The 19,922-nt window shown below is 64.8% G+C and carries 11 protein-coding genes; 4 read left to right on the top strand and 7 right to left on the bottom strand.

What is annotated here, in order from left to right:
* The first annotated feature begins 57 nt into the window (after positions 1–57).
* Positions 58–2,739: an ankyrin repeat domain-containing protein gene (locus tag F9K07_RS05505; protein ID WP_159590165.1), complete on the top strand. Its 2,682-nt coding sequence runs from the start codon at positions 58–60 to the stop codon at positions 2,737–2,739.
* Between the two features lie 73 nt (positions 2,740–2,812).
* Positions 2,813–7,276, top strand: coding sequence for an ankyrin repeat domain-containing protein (locus F9K07_RS05500; protein WP_159590163.1), 4,464 nt, complete (start codon positions 2,813–2,815; stop codon positions 7,274–7,276).
* 49 nt (positions 7,277–7,325) lie between these two features.
* On the opposite strand, the gene F9K07_RS05495 is transcribed toward F9K07_RS05500, so the two are convergent.
* On the bottom strand, positions 7,326–7,670 hold the full coding sequence (locus F9K07_RS05495; protein ID WP_159590161.1) for a hypothetical protein: 345 nt from the start codon (positions 7,668–7,670) through the stop codon (positions 7,326–7,328).
* On the opposite strand from F9K07_RS05495, the gene F9K07_RS05490 reads away from it, so the two are divergent.
* Positions 7,663–11,424, top strand: a complete 3,762-nt coding sequence (locus tag F9K07_RS05490; RefSeq protein ID WP_159590159.1) for an ankyrin repeat domain-containing protein — start codon at positions 7,663–7,665, stop codon at positions 11,422–11,424. The two genes, F9K07_RS05495 and F9K07_RS05490, sit on opposite strands and share 8 nt — an antisense overlap.
* Positions 11,425–11,475: 51 nt before the next feature.
* On the top strand, positions 11,476–12,600 hold the full coding sequence (locus F9K07_RS05485) for an ankyrin repeat domain-containing protein (protein ID WP_159590157.1): 1,125 nt from the start codon (positions 11,476–11,478) through the stop codon (positions 12,598–12,600).
* Between the two features lie 34 nt (positions 12,601–12,634).
* Here F9K07_RS05485 and F9K07_RS05480 read toward each other — a convergent pair whose 3' ends face one another.
* The 6 genes from F9K07_RS05480 to F9K07_RS05455 all read right to left on the bottom strand — a co-directional run bounded on the left by F9K07_RS05480 (position 12,635) and on the right by F9K07_RS05455 (position 19,822).
* Complete coding sequence (locus F9K07_RS05480; RefSeq protein ID WP_159590155.1) at positions 12,635–13,843, bottom strand: acetyl-CoA C-acyltransferase; 1,209 nt, start codon at positions 13,841–13,843, stop codon at positions 12,635–12,637.
* A 25-nt stretch (positions 13,844–13,868) separates the two neighbouring features.
* Entirely contained in the window at positions 13,869–14,282 is a 414-nt protein-coding gene (locus F9K07_RS05475) for an endonuclease domain-containing protein (RefSeq protein WP_201451514.1), read from the bottom strand.
* Positions 14,283–14,367: 85 nt separating this feature from the next.
* The gene (locus F9K07_RS05470; protein ID WP_159590151.1) at positions 14,368–16,767 is read right to left on the bottom strand and encodes a 3-hydroxyacyl-CoA dehydrogenase/enoyl-CoA hydratase family protein; all 2,400 of its coding nucleotides are present in this window, start codon (positions 16,765–16,767) and stop codon (positions 14,368–14,370) included.
* A 34-nt stretch (positions 16,768–16,801) separates the two neighbouring features.
* On the bottom strand, positions 16,802–17,239 hold the full coding sequence (locus F9K07_RS05465; RefSeq protein WP_159590149.1) for a DUF2147 domain-containing protein: 438 nt from the start codon (positions 17,237–17,239) through the stop codon (positions 16,802–16,804).
* A gap of 33 nt (positions 17,240–17,272) precedes the next feature.
* Positions 17,273–19,069, bottom strand: a complete 1,797-nt coding sequence (locus tag F9K07_RS05460; RefSeq protein ID WP_159590147.1) for an acyl-CoA dehydrogenase C-terminal domain-containing protein — start codon at positions 19,067–19,069, stop codon at positions 17,273–17,275.
* Between the two features lie 39 nt (positions 19,070–19,108).
* The gene (locus tag F9K07_RS05455; protein ID WP_159590145.1) at positions 19,109–19,822 is read right to left on the bottom strand and encodes a TetR/AcrR family transcriptional regulator; all 714 of its coding nucleotides are present in this window, start codon (positions 19,820–19,822) and stop codon (positions 19,109–19,111) included.
* Positions 19,823–19,922 lie beyond the last annotated feature (100 nt).

The raw sequence follows: 19,922 nt of genomic DNA, 5'->3' as shown, positions 1-19,922 counted from the left end.
CGAGGAACTGCACGATGCCCCTGGTTCCGAAGCTGCATCACATGCAGGGAGCACATCATGAAAGTCTTCGGCGCGAAGTTCCACCCGAAAACAACCAGCGATACCTCGTTTTCCACGGTTCAACAGCAGCAGGACTTGCTGCAGCAGTTGGGTATCGACCCGACCACATCGAAGGCGCAGGCGTTGATCGAAGTGCATGGCCACACGCTGTACCTGGCGTTCCATGGCGCCAACGCCCCGCTGGTGATCGGGAGCAAGGACAACGGCTTGGTCGCCATCGACACAGCCCCAAGGCGGCGCGGTCAGGCGGTGGACCATCCGTTGCCCCCTCTGTTCGGTGGGCTGGCACTGGCACTGGCCACTGCAGCACCGGTCCATTCGCTTCCCCTGCTGACCGCCGCCTTGAATTGCCAGGCCCGCCCCGCGACCTGGAAGGCGGTTGAAACGGCCATCGAAATCGCCACCGAGCTGGGCCGACACCGCTCACCGGCCACCGCGACCCCGATCACGACAGCTACAGCGACAACCACCACCACCCAGACAGCCCACCACACCCAAACCACGAGGACCACGAAGACCATGCCCGGGGCAACCACCACGACCACGGCCATGGCCGCGACCACCACCGCAGATCCCGGTCCCATTGGCCGTGCGCCCTTGCATGCCGAGACCACGCTCTCACCCCAGGCAAATGCCGTGCAACAGGCCAATGACGAAGGCCCCGAGAAGATGGTCGACGCCATCATGGCCGACGACCCGAAGAGGGTGCTGGCCGTGCTCATGCTGTCGCCTCTGCTGAACGGCGCGATAAAGGGTGGCGCAACGCCTCTGCGGTTGGCCGCGCGCCTGGGCAAGCTCAAGGTCGTGGACTACTTGCTCAAGCACCCCGACATCCAAAGAACCGCGGGCAAAGGTGGCTGGACGGCTTTGCAAGAAGCGGCCCGGGGCGGCCACATCCACGTCGTGAAACGGCTGCTGAAGGACTCGCACGCTGGCAGCGCCACCTCGCTGTCGACCGGTGCCACACCCTTTTTGACGGCGATCGAGCACGGCCATTTGAAAGTGGCCAACGTGCTGCTGAACAAAGAGAGAAAAGTGGCGAAGCAGCTGTCGAACCAGCCGTTGAGCGCTGGCAGCTGGGTCGGCAGGCCGAACGCCGAGGGCGTCACACCGCTGCACATGGCGTGCCGAAACGGCGCATTGGAAACGGTCCAATGGCTGCTGGCGCAGCCCGAGATCTTGCAGCACGACGGTGAGGTGCTCGACATGGAGACGCTGCTGAACCTGCCCGCGCATGACGGCAAAACACCCTTGCTGTTGGCGATCGGTTCGGGCCAGGCGGCGCTTGTGAAATACCTGCTGAAGCAACCGGGCGTCAAGCCGGAGCCGGAAAACGGCGCCGCGGCGGTTCTGCTCGCCATCCGCCACGACCGCCTGGACATGGTGGAGCTGCTGCAGAACAAGGGCGCGAACCTGCACCCGGTCTCGAAGAAAGATCTCACGCCTTTGCAATTCGCCTGCCTGAACGGCAAGCTCAAAGCCGTAAAGTGGTTGCTGGAACAGCCGGTGGCCTGGCAGCACAAGCACCCGAATCGCACCGTCGCCACCGTACTGAACGAGCCCACCCGGGATGGCAGCACGCCCCTGGCGCTGGCGACGCGGTCGTGCAATGCCCAGCTGGTGAAGTTCTTGCTGGACCAGGGTTCCATCGATCCCAACAAGGCCAACAAAAAGGGGAATACCCCCCTGCACGAAGGCGTGAACACCCGAGACGTCGGCATCGTCCGGTTGTTGCTGACGCACACGAAAACCAAGGTGAACCTGGAGTCCCTCGACGGCATCTCGCCGTTCTTCCAGGCGATCAAGAACAACGATCTGGAGATGGCCAAGCTGCTGCTGAAAAACGGGGCATCCATCCACCAACCGACCCGGAGCGGGGACACACCGTTGCGCCACGCATGCATGAACCACCTCGTGGAGATCGTCAAGTGGCTGTTGCAGCAGCGGGAAGTTCTTCAACAGAACGGTCGCACGCTCGACAGGCCCACGCTGCTGAACCAGACGCCGGGCGGCAACGACTCCCTCCTGATGTGCGCCATCGGCCATGGCGCAGAAGCGGAACTGCTCGTCATGTACTTGCTCGCGCAAACCGGTATCGACGTCAACCAGGGAAACGGAGAAGGCAAGACACCGCTGCAAATGGCCGCCCAACGGGGCTTGCTCGTCATCACCCAGCAGTTGCTCGCCCAGTCGAAGATCCGGGTGGATGCCATCAACGCGTCTGGCAGCACCGCGTTTCATGCCGCGATCGCGCATGGGCACCTGGCGGTCGCTCGCTTGCTGATGAACAAGGGGGCAGATATCCGTTGCACCAACAAGGCCGGCGAGACGTCCTTGCACCTGGCCTGCAAGAGCGGATCGGTCGACATCCTCCGGTGGCTGCTGGAGCAACTCGCGCACCCGAAACCCCATGGACAGCCCAGCCAACTGCCCGCCCTCCTGAACCATCCCGACAAGACCGGGGCCACGCCTCTGCATGTGGCCGCCAGGCTGGGCCCCGCAGAAGTCGTGGCGCTTCTGTTGTCGCAAAACGGCATCCATCTGAAGCCGATCGACAACACCGGAAGAATGCCGCTGCACCTGGCGGTGCACCGCGGCGATTCAGAGGTCATCGAACTGCTCGACCCGCCCGTCAAACCGATGGCTCAGCGCCTGCCGGCCGACGAAGAAGAAGTCTGAGGCTGCCACAACGACGCCGTGTGGGACCGACCCGAAGGCTTCATCCCCCATTCCGCCTCTTCAGAGAAACGACATGAAAGTCGCACCGACCTCCCGCTCTCGATCCAACAGCGACACCGAGTTCTCCACCGTCCAACAGCAGCAGGACTTGCTGAGAAAGCTGGGTATCGACCCTGCCGGGGCGAAGGCGCAGACCTTGATCGCGAAGCATGGCCACACCTTGTACCTGGCACTGCAGGGCAGCCAGGCCCCACTGACGGTCCGGGACGACGGCAACGGCGTCACGAACGTCGCCAAAGCCCCGAAAGCGCGCGATCGGGCGGTGGGCCATGCTTTGCCGAACGGCTTCGGCGAGTTGGCGCTCGCCTTGGCCGATGCGGCACCGGTTCAGGCGTTGCCCCTGCTGAGCCTCGCCCTGGACTGTCCGGCACCACCGGTGACCTGGACGGCGGTGGAGCTGGCCTTCACCAAGGCACAAGACGCGAGCCAGCACCCACCCACGGCCACCACCGCGACGACATTCACGACCACCACCACAACGACCACAACGCAGACCGCGACCCACGCACCCACCACCAGGACCACACCGGGCTCGACCACAACGACCCTGACGGCCACGACCACGGCCATCCCGCCACCGCTGCCCGCCCCGCAGCCCGGCACCACGCTCTCGGTTCAGGCCCAGAAAGTACAACAGGCCAACAAAAAAGGGCCGGAAAAGTGGGTGGAAGCCATCCACGCCGACGACCCGGAGAAAGTGCTGGCTCTGCTGATGCTGTCGCCCCTGCTCAACGAGACCATCAAGGACGGCGCAACGCCCCTGCAGTTGGCCGCGCGCCAGGAGAAGCTCAAGGTGCTGGACTGCCTTTTGGAGCACCCGGACATCGATCCGGCCCGAGCACGCGACAAGGGCTGGACAGCCTTGCACGAAGCGGCCAGGTTCGGTAGAGCGGGGGCCATGGCGCGCTTGCTGAAGGTGCGCGGCATCCCGCTGAACGCGCCGCTGGCATCGGGCGCCACACCCTTTTTGCTGGCGCTCGAATACGGACATTGGAATGTGGCCCAACTTCTGCTGGAAAAGGAAAGAGAAGTCCGGCAACCGCAACACAGAAGCTGCGTCAACAGGGCCATGCACAACGGCGTGGCGCCGCTACATGCCGCCTGTCACTACGGCAACGTGGAAGTGGTCCAGTGGTTGCTGGCACAGGCCGAGATCCGGCAGGGCATCGCGGGGCCACGCCACATCGTCGCCGTGTTGAATCTGGTCACCACGACCGGTGTCACACCGCTTCTGCAGGCCGCCGCCTCCGGCAAGACGGAGGTGGTGGACGAGCTTCTCAAGCAACCCGGCGTCCACCCCAACCCGGCCAACCACGCAGGCGACATGCCGCTCCATGCGGCCCTCAAGGGAAAACATGCCCTCACCGTCCTGGCGCTGCTTCAGCACAAGGGCGTGGACATTCAGCGCGCCAACGCAGCCGGCGCCACGCCTTTTCTGCTCGCCATCCAATACCAACAGACGAGCGCGGCGGTGTCGCTGTTGGACAAGGGGGCACACATCGGCCTGTGCACGAACGACGGCTTTGCCGCATTGCACCTCGCGTGCCAGAACGGCGATCTCGAGTTGGTGCGGTGGTTGTTGCAACAGCCCGGCATCTGGAAGCTGAAGGGCCAACCGGGCAGCAGGGCTGCCGTGCTGAATCAGCGCACCCGCAAGGGCGATACACCGCTGACGCTGGCCACCCGCTCGGGCAATGCGCGGCTGGTGGCGTTCCTGCTGAAGCAGCAAGACATTCGTCCAAACGAGGCCGACGACGAGGGCTGCACACCCCTGATCGAAGCCGCGAAACACCAGCGCATCGACCTGATCGAGCTGCTGTTGGTGCATCCGGACATCGACGTGAACAGCGCGTCCGACAGCGGCGACACCGCGTTCTCTCTGGCGATCAAGAACAATCACTTGGAGATGGCGAAACGGCTGCACCAGAGCAAGGCCAACATCAACCGCCCCACCCCGGGCGAGTTTGCACCGCTGCACCAGGCATGCCGCAACCACCATCTCGAGATCGTCCAGTGGCTGCTGGAGCAGCCCGACCTGTGGCGACACGGTGGGAAGACCCTCGCACGCAAACAGGTGTTGAACCAGCCCTCGGACGATTCCTCGCGGCCCTTGCACTACGCCATCGGCCATGGTCCGCAGGCTCAAGCATTGGTGAAGTTTCTGCTGGAGCAGACCGACATTGACGTGAACACCGCGAATGCCGAAGGAACACCGCTGCACGCGGCGGCCAGAATGGGCTTGACCGAGATCGTCGGCATGCTCCTGGCGCACAAGGGTATCCAGGTAGACGCCATGCCTTTCGACAATGGCACGGCGTTTCACAGCGCCATCTGGCACGGGCAATTGGGCGTCGCCCAACAACTGCTGAACAAGGGGGCGTACCCTCAAGCCATCCGAATGGACGGCGCAACCCCCCTGCACCTGGCCAGCGATGTCGGCAAACTGGTCACCGTGAAATGGCTGCTGCGCAAGCTGTTGCGCCCTCAAACCGACGGCAAGAGGCTCGACCCGCGCCGCGTACTGAACGCACGCATGACAGATGGGAACACCCCGCTGCATGCTGCCGCAGCCAAGGGCCACGCGAAAGTGGTGCGCGTGCTGCTGAAGCAGACGCACATCGAGCCCAACCCGGTGAACCAGGCAGGCCATACCCCGCTGCACGAAGCCGTCATCCACCGCCACGAGGAAGCCATCGACGCGTTGCTGGAGCACCCGGGTGTCGGCGTGGATCAACCGGACGCCTCGGGCCACACGGCGCTGTATTGGGCGATCGCTCCCGACACCGAAGAAATGGTCGACGCGTTGCTGAACCACGGCGCCGACATCCACCAGACCTTCGAGGCCGGCTTCACGGCGCTGCACATCGCAGGCGAACGCGGTGCCACCGGCATCATCCGTGCGCTGCTCAAGCGGCCTGAGATCCTCTTGCTCAAAGGCCAACCGCGCGACCGTGCCGCCGTGCTGAACCAAACCACAGATTCGGGGAAGACGCCGCTGCAACTGGCGGCGCAGGAAGGGCATGTGCAGACCGTGCGCTTTCTTCTGGCGCAAGAGGGCATCGATCCCAACAAGGCAGACGTCCAGAGCATTGCGCCGCTGCACGCCGCGTGCCTCAGGGCCAGGCACGAAACCATCGCCGTGCTGCTGACCCATCCGAAGACCGACCGGTTGCAGCCAGGACCGTACGGCAACACCGCCTTGCATCTCGTGGCCACCCAAGGCAAGAAAGCGCTGCCGTCCATCCATGCCTTGCAAGCGGGGATGCCGCGCAACGACTTCCTGGCATGGGCCGACGAGCGCAACGCGTGGGACACCAAGGCGGGCTCCCGGGCCGCCCAGTTCCATGCGGGCGACGACGTCATTCAGGCGCTGCCCATGGCACCGGTGACCATGCCCTCGGCGCTACCGCAGACGTCTTACAAGAGAGGCTGGGTCGTCGTGGGCGGTGCACAGCCGCAATGGAACAACCAGGAACTCGTCGCGATCGGGAAAAAAGGCGAGATCCCATTGCAGACTTATGGCGACGGCAAGCTCGACCTCACGTGGAAGGGCCTGCAAGCGCTAGCCATCCAGGCCGGGGATCTGGTGTTGTGCCAGTTCCGCGTCCACTGGGACAGCGTCTTGATGGAGGAGATGGTGGACCTGGGCCGGGGCGAGAAAGTGCCCAAGGCCGAGGTGCTGCGCCTGTTCTTCGAGAGGGGCGTGATGAAGCTGCTGTTTCTGGATGCCCAGGACGACCTCGGCAACACGATCGACGTGGCCACGGTGTGGCGTTCTCGCTTGCAGAACGACCCGGCCATTCCCCGTCCGACGGCGGCCAACGGCGGGTACACGGGACTGGACTACACCCTCATGACCGGCTCTGCGTACCTGATGGGGAAGAACCAGGTGGCGGCACAGCAGTGGCTTAAAGACGGTGTGGCCGAAAAGACAGGTTTCGGGAAGCGCAATGCGTTGCTCATGGGCACACAGATGCGGGTGGACACGCTGGCGTGGGACGCGGGTCGGCAGGAGGTCGTGATCCACACGCGCAAGATACCCGACCTGGAAGAGTTCTCGGGCCCGCTGGACTACCAAAGGACGGGCCGGATCGCTCTGCTTTTCCTCCATACCGCTCATGGAGCAACGGAGCCGGTGCACGAACTGCTGACCGAACACGGCGTGAATCCCAATGCGCCTGACGAGCTGGGCCGCAGCGCGCTGCACCTCGCGTGCCTGTGCGGCAAAACCGACATCGCCGCCCTCCTGCTCGAGCACCGCGCGAAGGTCGATGCAGAAGACCCGTCCACGGGCGAAACCGCGCTCCATCTCGCCAGTCGAAACGGCCACCTGGCCATCGTGAAAGTCTTGATCGACGCGGGGGCGGATCGACAACACCGCTGCAAAAAGGCCTTGAGCGCGATCGACCTGGCGAAGGCCCATGGGCACCACGCCATCGCCCATCTATTGGAACCGGGTACCGAGCGCACATCCTGATCGCCGTGCGCACGGCCAGGGACGTGCCGGAATCCCCCCGGGGGGTTTGTTACTCAAGCTGCACAACAGGGAGCTCCTTGACTGGCATTTGCCCCGGAGAAACCGTGACGCGCCTGACCTCCACCCCAACGCCTCTTGTTCCTGCGCGCACGTCGCAGGTCTCCTCTCCGATCTCCACAGACAGCGATTCCGAGGAAAGCGAGTCCTTGGTAAGCGACTCCGAGGCTTCCGTGAGCGACGCGGACCCAGAGGCCTCGGATACCTTTGAGCAGATCCACCGGCCGCCGCATGTCGACCCGTCCGGCGACGACAGCTTCTCGTCCTTCTCATCCTTCTCAGACACAGACGCGGACTCGGACTCGGAGGATAGCGACGCCCATTCAACCTTGAACACGACGCTCACCGCCCAGGCGCAGGACGCGCAGGACGTGTACGAGCAAGGTCTGCAGCGGCTGGCCGGGGCGGTCCGGGCCGGCCAGGTCGAGGAGGTGCGAGCCCTGCTGGGCAGCACCGTCATCCTGAATGCGGTGCTGGTCGATGGCAAGACTGCGTTGCACCTGGCCGTCGAAGCCCGCCAGGACGACGTCCTGAAACTGCTGCTGCAGCAACCCGGCATCGACCTCAACGCCACCGACCAGGAGGGCGCAGCCCCCCTGCACCTGGCGGCCCGAATGAACCAGATGCTGGCGTGCAACCTGCTTCTGGACCATGGCGCGGACGATCAACAGCCCGGCCCCGAAGGCCGAACACCCTTGCACGAGGCCTGCCGCGCGGGCCACGAATCGGTGGTGACCTGGTTAATGGCACAGGATAGTTTTCGGCCGGACGGCCCGGACAAAGGCGCCGCTCTGAACGCGCTGGACCAACATGGGATGACGCCGTTGCGGCACGCCGTCCAGGAAGGCCGGCACGGCGTGGTAGAGCGCTTGCTCGAGGCCGAGCACCTCGACCCCAACCTGGCGGACAACGACCACTGCTCGCCGCTGCACATCGCGGCGCGGGCAGGCGAACCGCGCATGATCGAATGCTTGCTGGGCCACGGCGACATCCAGATCGACGCAGAAGATGCCCAAGGCACGCCACCCTTGGTCTACGCACTGTTGGCGGGCCAATGGAACGCGGCCCAGAGCCTCCTCGACAAAGGCGCGGACGTCCTGCATGCGGACCAACAAGGCAACACGGCACTGGCCAGGCTGTGCCTCAAGGGCAACCTGGCGGCGGTGACCTGGCTTCTGGACACGCCACAGTTCCAGGCCATCGACCTGCACGACGTGCTCAACGCCAGGAACCGCAGCGGCCAGTCACCGCTGCAGCTCGCGGCGTTCGCGCCCAGCCCAGCCGTGGTCGATCTGCTGCTGCACCGCAGCGAGGTGGACCTCACGCCGGTGGATGCCCAAGGCCGCACGGCCTTGCACGACGCCGCCCGGCGCGCAAGCCCCGCAGTCGCCGCATTGCTGCTGGTCCGGACCGATGTCGACATCAATGCCACCGACGTCTCGGGAAGCACCCCGTTGTTGCTCGCCATCCAGGCGAAGCAGCCCGCCATGGCCCGGTGGCTGGCCGAGAACACGCGGGCCGACCTCGGCAAAGCCAATCGCGCGGGCGTAACGCCACTGCATGCGGCTTGCGAGTTGGGCGATCGCACCACGGTGCAATGGCTGCTGCCTGCCCTGGCCAAACAAACGGGCGAGCCCCTGCCCAGCGCATTGGGACAAGCCAACGCGCTGGGCCAGAGCCCGCTGCTGCTGGCCTGCCGTTCGGGCCATGCGGATCTGGTGCGCGACCTGCTGCGGCATTCCACCGCGCAGATCAACGAACCCGACCACGAAGGCACAAAGCCTTTGCAGGAGGCCATCACCCGAGGGCATGCCGATGTCGTCCGGCAACTGTTGAAGTCCAGCGCCCTGCGCCTGAGCGCCTCACCATCCGAGGACACGCCGCTGTACTTCGCGATGTCCGTGGGCAACGTGGACATCGCCCGGGCACTGCGCGCGAGGGGCGTGGACATTCGGGTGTCCAGCCACACCGCGAGTCCACTGTTCGTCGCCTGCCAGAATGGCCATCTGGCCGCCGTGCAATGGATGTTGGCCGAGGTGGCGCGCCTGCCCAGCACAGCGGACCAGAAAGCCGTGCTCAACGCCGCGTCGACCTACGGCGCGAGCGCCTTGCACGTTGCCATCGAAGTGGGCCACGCGGAGATCGCGAAGAAGCTGCTGGAACAGCCGCTCGTCGACCCGCAGCACACCGATTGGCTGGGCTGGACGCCCCTGCACCAGGCGGCGGGATCTGGCCGCTTGACCATGCTGGATCTGCTCGCAGGCACCGCAGTCGACGCACAGGCGGTGGACGGATCCACGCCGTACCACCTGGCGATCGTGTATGGCCATCTCGACGTGGCCCAACGGCTGATCGACCTCGGCGCGGATATCCAGAAAACCCGAAAAGATGGCTGCACCGACTTGCACCTGGCCAGCAACGAGGGCCATCTTGAGGGGGTGGAATGGTTGCTGCAGCGGCATAGCACGCCCGGCAAGACGGTCCCGCCTGCCGTGCTCAACGCGGTTCATCAGCACGGGGCCACGCCACTGGCCCTGGCAGCGCGCAATGGCAAGCCGACGGTCGTGCAGTGCCTGCTGAACCAGCCAGGCCTGGCGGCGCACACACCCAACCACGAGGGCTGGACCCCGCTGCACCTGGCCGCCCGCGCCGGCAGCGACGGTGCCGTGGCCTTGCTGCTGCAACGGCCGGGGGTGCACGCTGGCGACGATGGCCCCCATCGCATGACCTTCTTGCACAGCGCATGCTGCGGCGACAACGCGCTTGCGGTGGTCCAGGCCATCCGTGCGACGATGAGCAAGGCGGCATTCCAGGCACTTGTGGACCGCGTCGACGAATTGGGCCGAACAGCGCAGTCGATCGCTATCGAACGGGGTCTGGGCGACGACCTCATCGCGGCCCTGCGTCCGACCGACACCGCACAACCCATCATGGCAAGACCCGTCACGGCACCGCGCGGCTGGGTGGTCACCGGCCCCGGCTTCCCGGGAAAAATTTCCACGTCCTTGCTGCAGAAAGGCCAGAACGGCGGCATCCCCATGCACGCGGTGGGGGACGGCACCCAAGGTCTGGCATGGCGTGACCTGGAGGCCATGGATATCCAGTACGGCGACTTTGTCGTCTGCACGTTCCACGGAACCTTGGATGGCGAACTGCAAACCGTGACGGTGCGCTTGAGCGACGGTAGCCTGGTGCCCCTGGTGGATTTGATGCTCTTGATGTACAAAAAGGGGGCAACGAAGCTGGTGGTGACGGCTTGCAATGCGCGCAACGCGGCCGAGGCCTTCTTCCGACGCCTGCAGCGCGATCCCACCGTGCCAAAGCCCGGACGCCCGACGCTGCAAGGTTTTCCCAGTTTCTCGTTCACGATCATCGGCCGGGAGGGCACCACCCTGATCGAATTGAACGCGGCGATCGCGAATGAATGGGTCGGCGATCGCATCCTGGACCCCAAGCCCACCCGGTCGCTGGTCGCCTCGCCGCCCCCGCCCGCCCCGGCGCGCTCGGTGCAGCCGATGGTCACGTTCAGCTGGCCCGCCCGTGGCAAGGCATGGCAACAGACATCGCAACCCGCTCTGACCCTGCAAGAACTCTCCGCGATGAAAGGCACGGCAGCGCAACGGGCCAAGGAAGAGCTCATGTTCATGCACTGCTTTGATGGCAACCTGGAGGCCGTCCGGCAGCTCCTGGAGGTCCACCACGTCAGCGCCAACATTTCCCTGGCCACCGGCGCGATGCCGCTGCATCTCGCCGCCGATTCTGGACACAAGGAAGTCGTCCGCTTGCTGTGTCAGCACGGCGCCAATATCGATCAACCCGATGCGCGCGCCTATGTCCCGATCCACTATGCCATCGAACGGGGCCACCTGGACACATGCAATCTGTTGCTGCGACTCGGGGCAAACCCCAACCCCCAGAACGCCAAAACCATGTCGGCTCTGGCCTTCGCAGTTCACCATGAACAGATCGCGATCGCCAGGGTGCTGCTGCAGGCCGGCGCGGCGCGAGACCTCACCTTTTCGGACGGCACCACCCTGTTGCAGTTGGTGCTGAACAAGGGCAATCCGGCGTTGACGGCGTTGTTCCAGTGAACCCGGCCGCTCCATCTGTTCCCCACACCGTCCATCATCAGGGAGACTTTCATGCGCATACCCACCGCACCCACGGCGCGTCCCTCGAACAACGCGGCGGACGCCCTCGCCTGGGCCACTGACTTGCTACGGGCCTGGGGTATCGACCCCACTACGGGCAAGGCAACAGCCTTGATCCAGCAACATGGAAAAACTTTGGCGCAAGCGTTCTCGACGCCGAACGGACCCTTCGCGATGGAACCGGGCAGAGACAAGGAAATGCAGGTGCGTTCGCGCGGCAGCCACATCCAGCTGCCCCCGGGATTCGCAGAGCTGGCGTGGGCCCTGGCGAGGCACTGTCCCGACCAGGCGCTGGGCCTGCTGATCGCGGCCCAGCCCCATGTACTGGACCCGCACACGCAGCTCGCCCTCGACATGGCCAGCACCTGGGTCATCCACACCGCCTTCGAGTTCCACGACTTCGGCCCGTACGCGTTGTCGTTGGCCGAGCGATACCCCCAACGTGCAGTGGCCCTGCTGGAATCGGTCGACCAGGACGCGTTGAGCGCGGCGGAGGCGGCGCAGCTGAGAGACGCCATCGGCGCGGTGCAACGCGCGCTTCAGCCCCAGAGCGCCACCACCAGCCACATGACCACGCACACCGTGACCACCACCGTCACCGGGGGCGCGATCACCACCACGACCGCTGCACACAGCACGGGGCATGCCTCGTTGCACGCGGCCATGCGCACAGCCGACCTTGAGGCCGCGCGCACGTTGCTGCAACGCGGTGACGACCTCAACCAGGCGGACGGGCGTGGCCAGACGCCCTTGCACATCGCCGCCGAGATCGGCTACTTGGAAGGGGTTGAATGGTTGCTGCAAGCCGGCGCCGACGTGAATGCCCGCAACGAGGTGGGCGATACGGCCTTGATCTTTGCGGCTGCGGGCAGCGAACCCGGCCTGGTGACGCTGTTGCTGCTCCGGGATGCGAAGGTCGACCAGGCCAACAACCGCCAAAGAACCGCGCTGCACGTGGCGTGCCAGGAAGGCCGTGTGCAGAACGTCCAGATCTTGCTGGCGGGCCTGGCCGATACCCGCCTGCGAGACTACCAACACCGCACGCCCCTGGACCTGGCCCAGAGCCCCTCCATCGTGGAGATGCTGCAAGCCCGGCTGGAGAAGACCTCGCTCTGAGGCGATGTCCGCACGGCCCAGCCTGGCGCGTGGGTCATACCCGTTCGAAGATCCCGGCCGCGCCCTGTCCCATGCCCACGCACATGGTGACCATGCCGTACTGCTTGTTGTGGCGCTTGAGCGCGTGCACCACGGTCGCGGCTCGGATCGCGCCGGTGGCGCCCAGCGGGTGGCCCAGCGCGATCGCGCCGCCCATGGGATTCACCTTGCTCGGGTCCAGGCCCAGGGTGTTGATGACCGCCAGCGACTGCGCGGCGAAGGCTTCGTTGAGCTCGATCCAGTCGATCTGGTCTTGCGTAAGGCCGGCGTATTTCAGCGCGGCGGGAATCGCTTCGATCGGGCCGATGCCCATGAGGTGCGGCGGCACGCCCCGCGAGGCGTAGCTGACGAAACGCGCCAAGGGCGTGAGGCCGAAGCGTTTCACCGCGGATTCGCTGGCGAGGATGAGCGCACCCGCGCCGTCGCTGGTCTGCGAGCTGTTGCCCGCCGTGACCGAGCCGCGCGCGGCGAACACCGTGCGCAACTTGGCCAGGCCTTCGAGCGAGGTCTCGGGCCGGGCGCCTTCGTCCAGCTTCACGGTGCGCATGGTGGTGGTCACTTCCGCGCTTTCCAGGTCCACACGGCGCTCGGTCACTTCCACCGGCGTGATCTCGTCGTTGAACTCGCCGTTCTGCATGGCCAGCACGGCACGCTGGTGCGACTGCAGTGCGAACGCATCCTGCGCCTCGCGCGACACCTTCCATTTCTGCGCGACCTTCTCGGCGGTCAGGCCCATGCCGTAGGCAATGCCATAACTTTCCACGTCGTCGGTGTTCTGGAAGATGGTGGGCGAGAGGCTGGGCGTATTGCCCATCATCGGCACCATGCTCATGCTCTCGGTGCCGGCGGCGATCATCACGTCCGCCTCGCCCACTCGGATGCGGTCGGCCGCCATCTGAATGGCCGAGAGGCCGGAGGCGCAGAAGCGGTTGACGGTGATGCCGCCCACGCTGTTGGGCAGGCCGGCGAGGATGGCGCCGATGCGCGCCACGTTCAGGCCTTGCTGGGCCTCGGGGATGGCGCAGCCGCAGATCACGTCTTCGATGGCCTTGGGGTCCAGGCCCGGGGCTTGTGCAAGCGCGGAGCGCAGGGCGAGGGCCAGCATGTCGTCCGGGCGCAGGTGCTTGAAGGAGCCCTTGTGCGAACGGCCGATGGGCGTGCGGGTGGCGGCGACGATGTAGGCGTCCTGGATTTGCTTGGTCATGGGATGCTCCTTCGGATTTTGGTGTTCACTCCCTCTCCCGCTTGCGGGAGAGGGTTGGGGTGAGGGTCTGCAACGTTTGCCAACTCTTCTCCAGTACGGCAGTGGTTTCGTTCATGACTTCGTGGTTCCAGAACCGGATGACGGTCAGTCCACGGCTTGTGATCAGTGCGCTTCGTCTCTGGTCGTAGTCCAGTTGATCGCTGTGTTGTCCGCCATCGATCTCAATGACCAAACCCGCTTCGAGGCAGACGAAGTCAAGGATGTAGGGGCTCAATGGTCTTTGCCGGCGAAATTTGAAGCCCTGGAATCGTCGGCCCCGTATGTGTTGCCACAGCAGGGCTTCGGCTTCAGTGGTGCTGGTTCGCAGTTCCCGCGCTTTTTCTTTGGCCTGCGCCCTCACCCCAACCCTCTCCCGCAGGCGGGAGAGGGGGTAAGTCACGTCGGCCTCCAGGAGCTGCTCTCCCTCTTCTCCCGCTTGCGGGAGAGTGTCTGCAACGCGGACCACGTTCGCACCTTTCATACGCTCAATTCCGTACCGGCTTGCCCGTGTTCAACATCCCCAGAATCCGCTCCTGCGTCTTCGGATGCACGATCAGCGAACAGAACGCCCGGCGCTCCAAGGTCATCAGATAGTCCTCGCTCACCAGCGTCCCCGGCTCCACATCGCCCCCCGTCACCACATCCGCGATCAAGGACGCGATATGGAAGTCGTGCTGGCTGATGAAGCCGCCGTCGCGCATGTTCACCAAGCTGCCCAGGATGGTCGCCTTGCCGTCGCGCCCTGCCACGGGGAACAGGCGCTTGTGCGGCGCGCGGTAGCCGCCGTTGAACAAACCCTTGGCCTCGTTGATCGCGACGAACAGCAACTCGTCCTTGTGCGGCACGATCACGTCCGAGTGCAGCACATAACCCAGTTGCCGCGACTCGATCGCACTCGTGCCCACCTTGGCCATGGCGGCGGCCGTGAATCCCTCGGTCAGGAACGGCAGCAAGTCCTTGCCGGTCGAGGTTTCGGCGTTCTCCGCTGCGCGGCGCGCGATGTAGGTCAAACCGCCGGCCCCGGGCACCAGACCCACGCCGACTTCCACCAGGCCGATGTAGCTCTCCATGTGCACCACGCGGCGTGCGCTGTACACCGCCAACTCGCAACCCCCGCCCAGCGCCAGGCCGCGAATGGCCGACACCACCGGCACATTTGCATAGCGCAGGCGCAGCATGGTCTGTTGCATGAAGCCTTCGGCGTCTTCGATCGCGCTCACGCCCACGGCCATGAAGGCCGGCAACATGGCTTGCAGGTCGGCGCCGGCGCTGAAGGGTTCGTCGCCCGACCAGATCACCAGGCCCTGGTATTCCTTCTCGGCCAAATCCACCGCGGCCATCAGGCCTTCGCACACCTCGGGGCTGATGGCATGCATCTTGGTCTTGATGCTGGCGATGAGCACCTGCTCGTCCAGCGTCCACACGCGGATCGAGTCGTTCTCTTCGATCGTCGTGCCCGCGGTCTCGAACTTCGGGCCGGCTTCGCCCAGCAACAGTTCCGGGAAGTGCTGCCGTTGGACCACCGGCAACTGCAAGCGCCCTTCGAACACCCCCTTGCCCGGGTTCCACGAACCCTGCGCGGTGTGCACGCCACCGGCTTCGGCCACCGGGCCTTTGAACACCCAATCGGGCAGCGGCGCTTTGGACAAGGCTTTGCCTGCATCGATGTCTTCCTGCACCATCTTCGCCACCTCCAGCCAGCCCGCTTCCTGCCAGAGCTCGAACGGGCCCTGCTTCATGCCGAAGCCCCAGCGCATGGCCTGGTCCACGTCGCGCGCGGTCTCTGCGATGGAGGCCAGGTGCACGGCGGCGTAGTGGAAGCTGTTGCGCAGAATGGCCCAGAGGAACTGGCCTTGCGGACCTTCGCTGTGGCGCAGCAGCTTCAGGCGCTCGGCGGCCGGGCGCTTGAGCATGCGGCCGTACACCTCGTCGGCCTTCTCGCCGCTGGGCACATAGTCTTCGCTGGCCAGATCGAAGCGCAGGATGTCGCGTCCCACCTTCTTATAGAAGCCCGCGCCGCTCTTCTGGCCGAGGTTCTTCAGCTCGAGCAGCTTGGCCAGCACCGGCGGCGTGCCGAAGCTGCCGTAGAAGGGGTCTGTGTCCTGGTTCAGGTTGTCCTGCAGCGTCTTGACCACATGGGCCATGGTGTCCAGGCCCACCACGTCGGCGGTGCGGAAGGTGCCGCTGCTGGCGCGCCCCAGGCGCTTGCCGGTGAGGTCGTCGACCACATCAAAGGTCAGGCCGAAGTTCTCCACCTCTTTCATCGTCGCCAGCATGCCGGCGATGCCGATGCGGTTGGCGACGAAGTTGGGCGTGTCCTTGGCCCGCACCACGCCCTTGCCCAGGCCGCTGGTGACGAAGGTCTCCAGGTCGTTGAGGATCTGCGGTTCGGTTGTCGGCGTGGCGATCAGCTCCACCAGCGTCATGTAGCGCGGCGGGTTGAAGAAGTGGATGCCGCAGAAGCGCGGCTGGATCGCTTCGGGCAGTGCTTCGCTCAGCTTCGTGATCGACAGGCCCGAGGTGTTGGACGCGACGATGGCGTGCTCGGCGACAAAGGGCGCGATCTTCGTATAGAGGTCGAGCTTCCAGTCCATGCGCTCGGCGATGGCCTCGATGATGAGGTCGCAGTCGCGCAACTGCTCCATGTGCTCTTCGTAGTTGGCCTGGCCGATCAGATCGGCGTCGCGTGCCACGCCCAGCGGTGAGGGTTTGAGCTTTTTCAACCCGTCCACCGCGCGCGTGACGATGCCGTTTTTCGGACCTTCCTTCGCGGGGAGGTCGAACAAGACGACGGGGACTTTGACGTTCACCAGGTGCGCGGCGATCTGCGCGCCCATCACGCCCGCGCCGAGCACGGCGACTTTCTTCACTTGAAATCGGTTCATTGGGTTTCCATGAAAGAGAACAGGCGCGCGGTCTTCACTCGACGCGAATCCAGACCTGGGTGCGGTAGAACGGGCCGATGTAGCCCCGCATCTCAAGCTTCTTGCCGTCTTCCACCGGCTTTAGGCGCGTGCGGTAGACCTTGCCGTTGTTCGGATCGACGATGTCGCCGCCGTCGTACACGCCCTTGTCGTCCGCGCTCTGTTTGAGGTTGCGCAGGATGGTCATGCCCAGCACAGGCTTGTCCTTGCGCTCGTCGGTGCACTTCTCGCAGACCATGTCGGGCTTGGTGGCGGGATCGAGGAATTTCTCGATCTTGCCGCTGTAGACACCGTTGCTCTCGGTGATGCGCACCAGCGACTTTTCCTTCTTCGTGTCGTCGTCAATGGTCTTCCACAGACCGACGGGTGACATCTGTGCAAGCGCATGACCGGCAAAAATCAGAAGCGAAGCTGCAAGCGTTGTCTTGATCATCGAAGTCTCCTGGTGTTGAAGGAAAGCCTGTGTTTACGCGAGTGCCGCGTCGGTGTCCATGAGGGACTTCGATCCTGCGCGCGCGGTGCGCATCAGCGTCGCTGTTTCTGGGAACAGCTTGGCGAAATAGAAGCGCGCGGTCTGCAGCTTGGCGACGTAGAACGGATCGGTGTTGCCGGCGGCAATTTCGCGCAGCGCCACCTGCGCCATGCGGGCCCAGAAGTAGCCGAACACCAGGTGCCCCGCCACGCGCAAATAGTCCACCGCGGCAGCGCCCACTTCATCGGGGTTCTGCAGGCCCTTGAAGCCGATCTCGGTGGTGAACTTGGTGATCTGCTCGCCCAGCACCGCCAGTGGGTTGATGAACTCGGCCATCTTCTCGTTCACGCCCTCTTCCTGCACCAGCGCGCCCACGAGCTTGCCAAACTTCTTGAGCGTGGCACCGTTGTTGCCCAGCACCTTGCGGCCCAGCAGGTCCAGGCTCTGGATGGTGTTGGTGCCTTCGTAGATCATGTTGATGCGGGCATCGCGCACGTATTGCTCCATGCCCCATTCCTTGATGTAGCCATGGCCACCGAACACCTGCTGGCATTGCGTGGTGGCGTTGTAGCCGTTGTCGGTCAGGAAGGCCTTGGTGATGGGCGTGAGCAGCGACAGCATGTCGTCGCTGTCCTTGCGCACTTTCTCGTCCGGGTGGTGGTGCACCTTCTCGAGCAGCACCGAGCAGAACATGGCCAGGGCGCGGCCGCCTTCGGCGTAGGCCTTGGCGGTGAGCAGCATCTTGCGCACGTCGGGGTGCACGATGATCGGGTCGGCCGGCTTGTCCTTGGCCTTGGTGCCGCTGAGCGAACGGCCTTGCACGCGGTCCTTCGCATAGGCCAGGGCATTCTGGTAAGCCACTTCGGTGAGACCCAGCGACTGGTTGCCCACGCCCAGGCGCGCGGCATTCATCATCACGAACATGGCTTGCATGCCCTTGTTCGGCTGGCCCACGAGCGTGCCGGTGGCGCCGTCGATCACGATCTGCGCGGTGGCGTTGCCATGGATGCCCATCTTGTGCTCCAGGCCGCCGCAGATGATGCCGTTGCGCGTGCCCAACGTGCCATCGGCCTTGACGTTGTGCTTGGGCACGGCGAACAGGCTGATGCCTTTGGTGCCGGGGGGCGCGTCGGGCAGGCGGGCCAACACCAGGTGGATGATGTTCTCGGCCATGTCGTGCTCACCGGCGCTGATGAAGATCTTGTTGCCGGTGATCTTGTAGGTGCCATCGGCCTGCGGTTCGGCCTTGGTGCGCATGAGGCCCAGGTCGGTGCCGCAGTGCGGCTCGGTCAGGCACATGGTGCCGGTCCATTCGCCGCTGGTCATCTTGGGCAGGTAGGTTTGCTTCTGTTCGTCCGTGCCGTAGGTGCTCAGCGCGGCGTAGGCGCCGTGCGTGAGGCCGGGGTACATGGTCCAGGCCTGGTTGGCCGAGTTCATCATTTCGTACAGGCACTGGTTCACCACCAGCGGCAGGCCCTGGCCACCGAATGCCGGGTCGCACGACAAGGCCGCCCAACCGCCTTCCACGTAGGTCTTGTAGGCTTCCTTGAAGCCGGTGGGCGTCTTGACCTCGTGCGTGGTCTTGTCGAGTGTGCAGCCTTCGGTGTCGCCGCCGATGTTGAGCGGGAACAGCACCTCGGTCGCGAACTTCCCCGCCTCTTCGAGCACCGCGTTGATGGTGTCGGCGTCCACCTCGGCATGTTGCGGCATGGCCTTGAAGTCGTCGGTGACCTTGAGCACCTCGTGCATCACGAACTGCATATCTCGCAAAGGCGGGTTGTAAACGGGCATCGGAACCTCCTGAACTGGGTTTGCGGGGAAAGGAAAAAATCAGCCGCGCGTTTTGCGCGCGGCCACGGGGGATTTGGAGAGCGCTTTTTCGGCAGGCGAACGGCTGTGGCGATCGACGATGCCATCGAAGGCGCGCAAGGCGCGCTGCACCGAGCCGGGGCTGCGCAGGAATCGCGCTTCGTAGTGCAACGCAAGAATCTGGGCGTGGATTTCGAACGCCATTTGCGGTGCGTCGGTGCCGGGTGCCAGATGGCCTTCTTCAATGGCGATCTCCACCGCACGGCGCAAAGCGGCGAGCCAGGTGCCGACCGAGCTGGCCAGCGCGTCGCGCACCGGGCCGGGCCGGTCGTCGAATTCGACCGCGCCACTGATGTAGAGGCAACCCGAGTCGATCTCGACCGTGGTGCGCTTCATCCAGTTGTCGAACAGCGCGCGCAACCGGGGCAGCCCGCGCGGCGCCTCCATCGCCGGATAGAACACCTCGCCTTCGAAACGCGTGTGGTACTCGCGCACCACGGATATCTGCAGCTCTTCGCGCGAACCAAAATGCGCGAACACACCGGACTTGCTCATCTGCATGACTTCGGCAAGCGCACCGATGGAAAGGCCTTCGAGGCCGATCTGGGTGGCCAGGCCGAGTGCCGCGTCGACGATGGCGGCCTTGGTCTGCTGACCCTTCTGCAGCGGCCCGGACGCGGCCGAGCGCCGCACGGCGGTGGTGGCGGGCTTGTCGCGGTGGGATGCTGCACTCATGCGAAAGGAATCCGGTTCGAGGGATGGGCCAAAAAACAAACCGCCCGAAGAATCGAACGGTCGTGCTATTTTTACCGCAAAACCGGCGGCCCAGGCAAAC

This window comes from Hydrogenophaga sp. BPS33 (assembly GCF_009859475.1).
Taxonomy (GTDB): domain Bacteria; phylum Pseudomonadota; class Gammaproteobacteria; order Burkholderiales; family Burkholderiaceae_C; genus Hydrogenophaga.
Note: the sequence above shows the minus strand (reverse complement) of the source record. Positions and strands in the feature narration are given on the sequence as shown.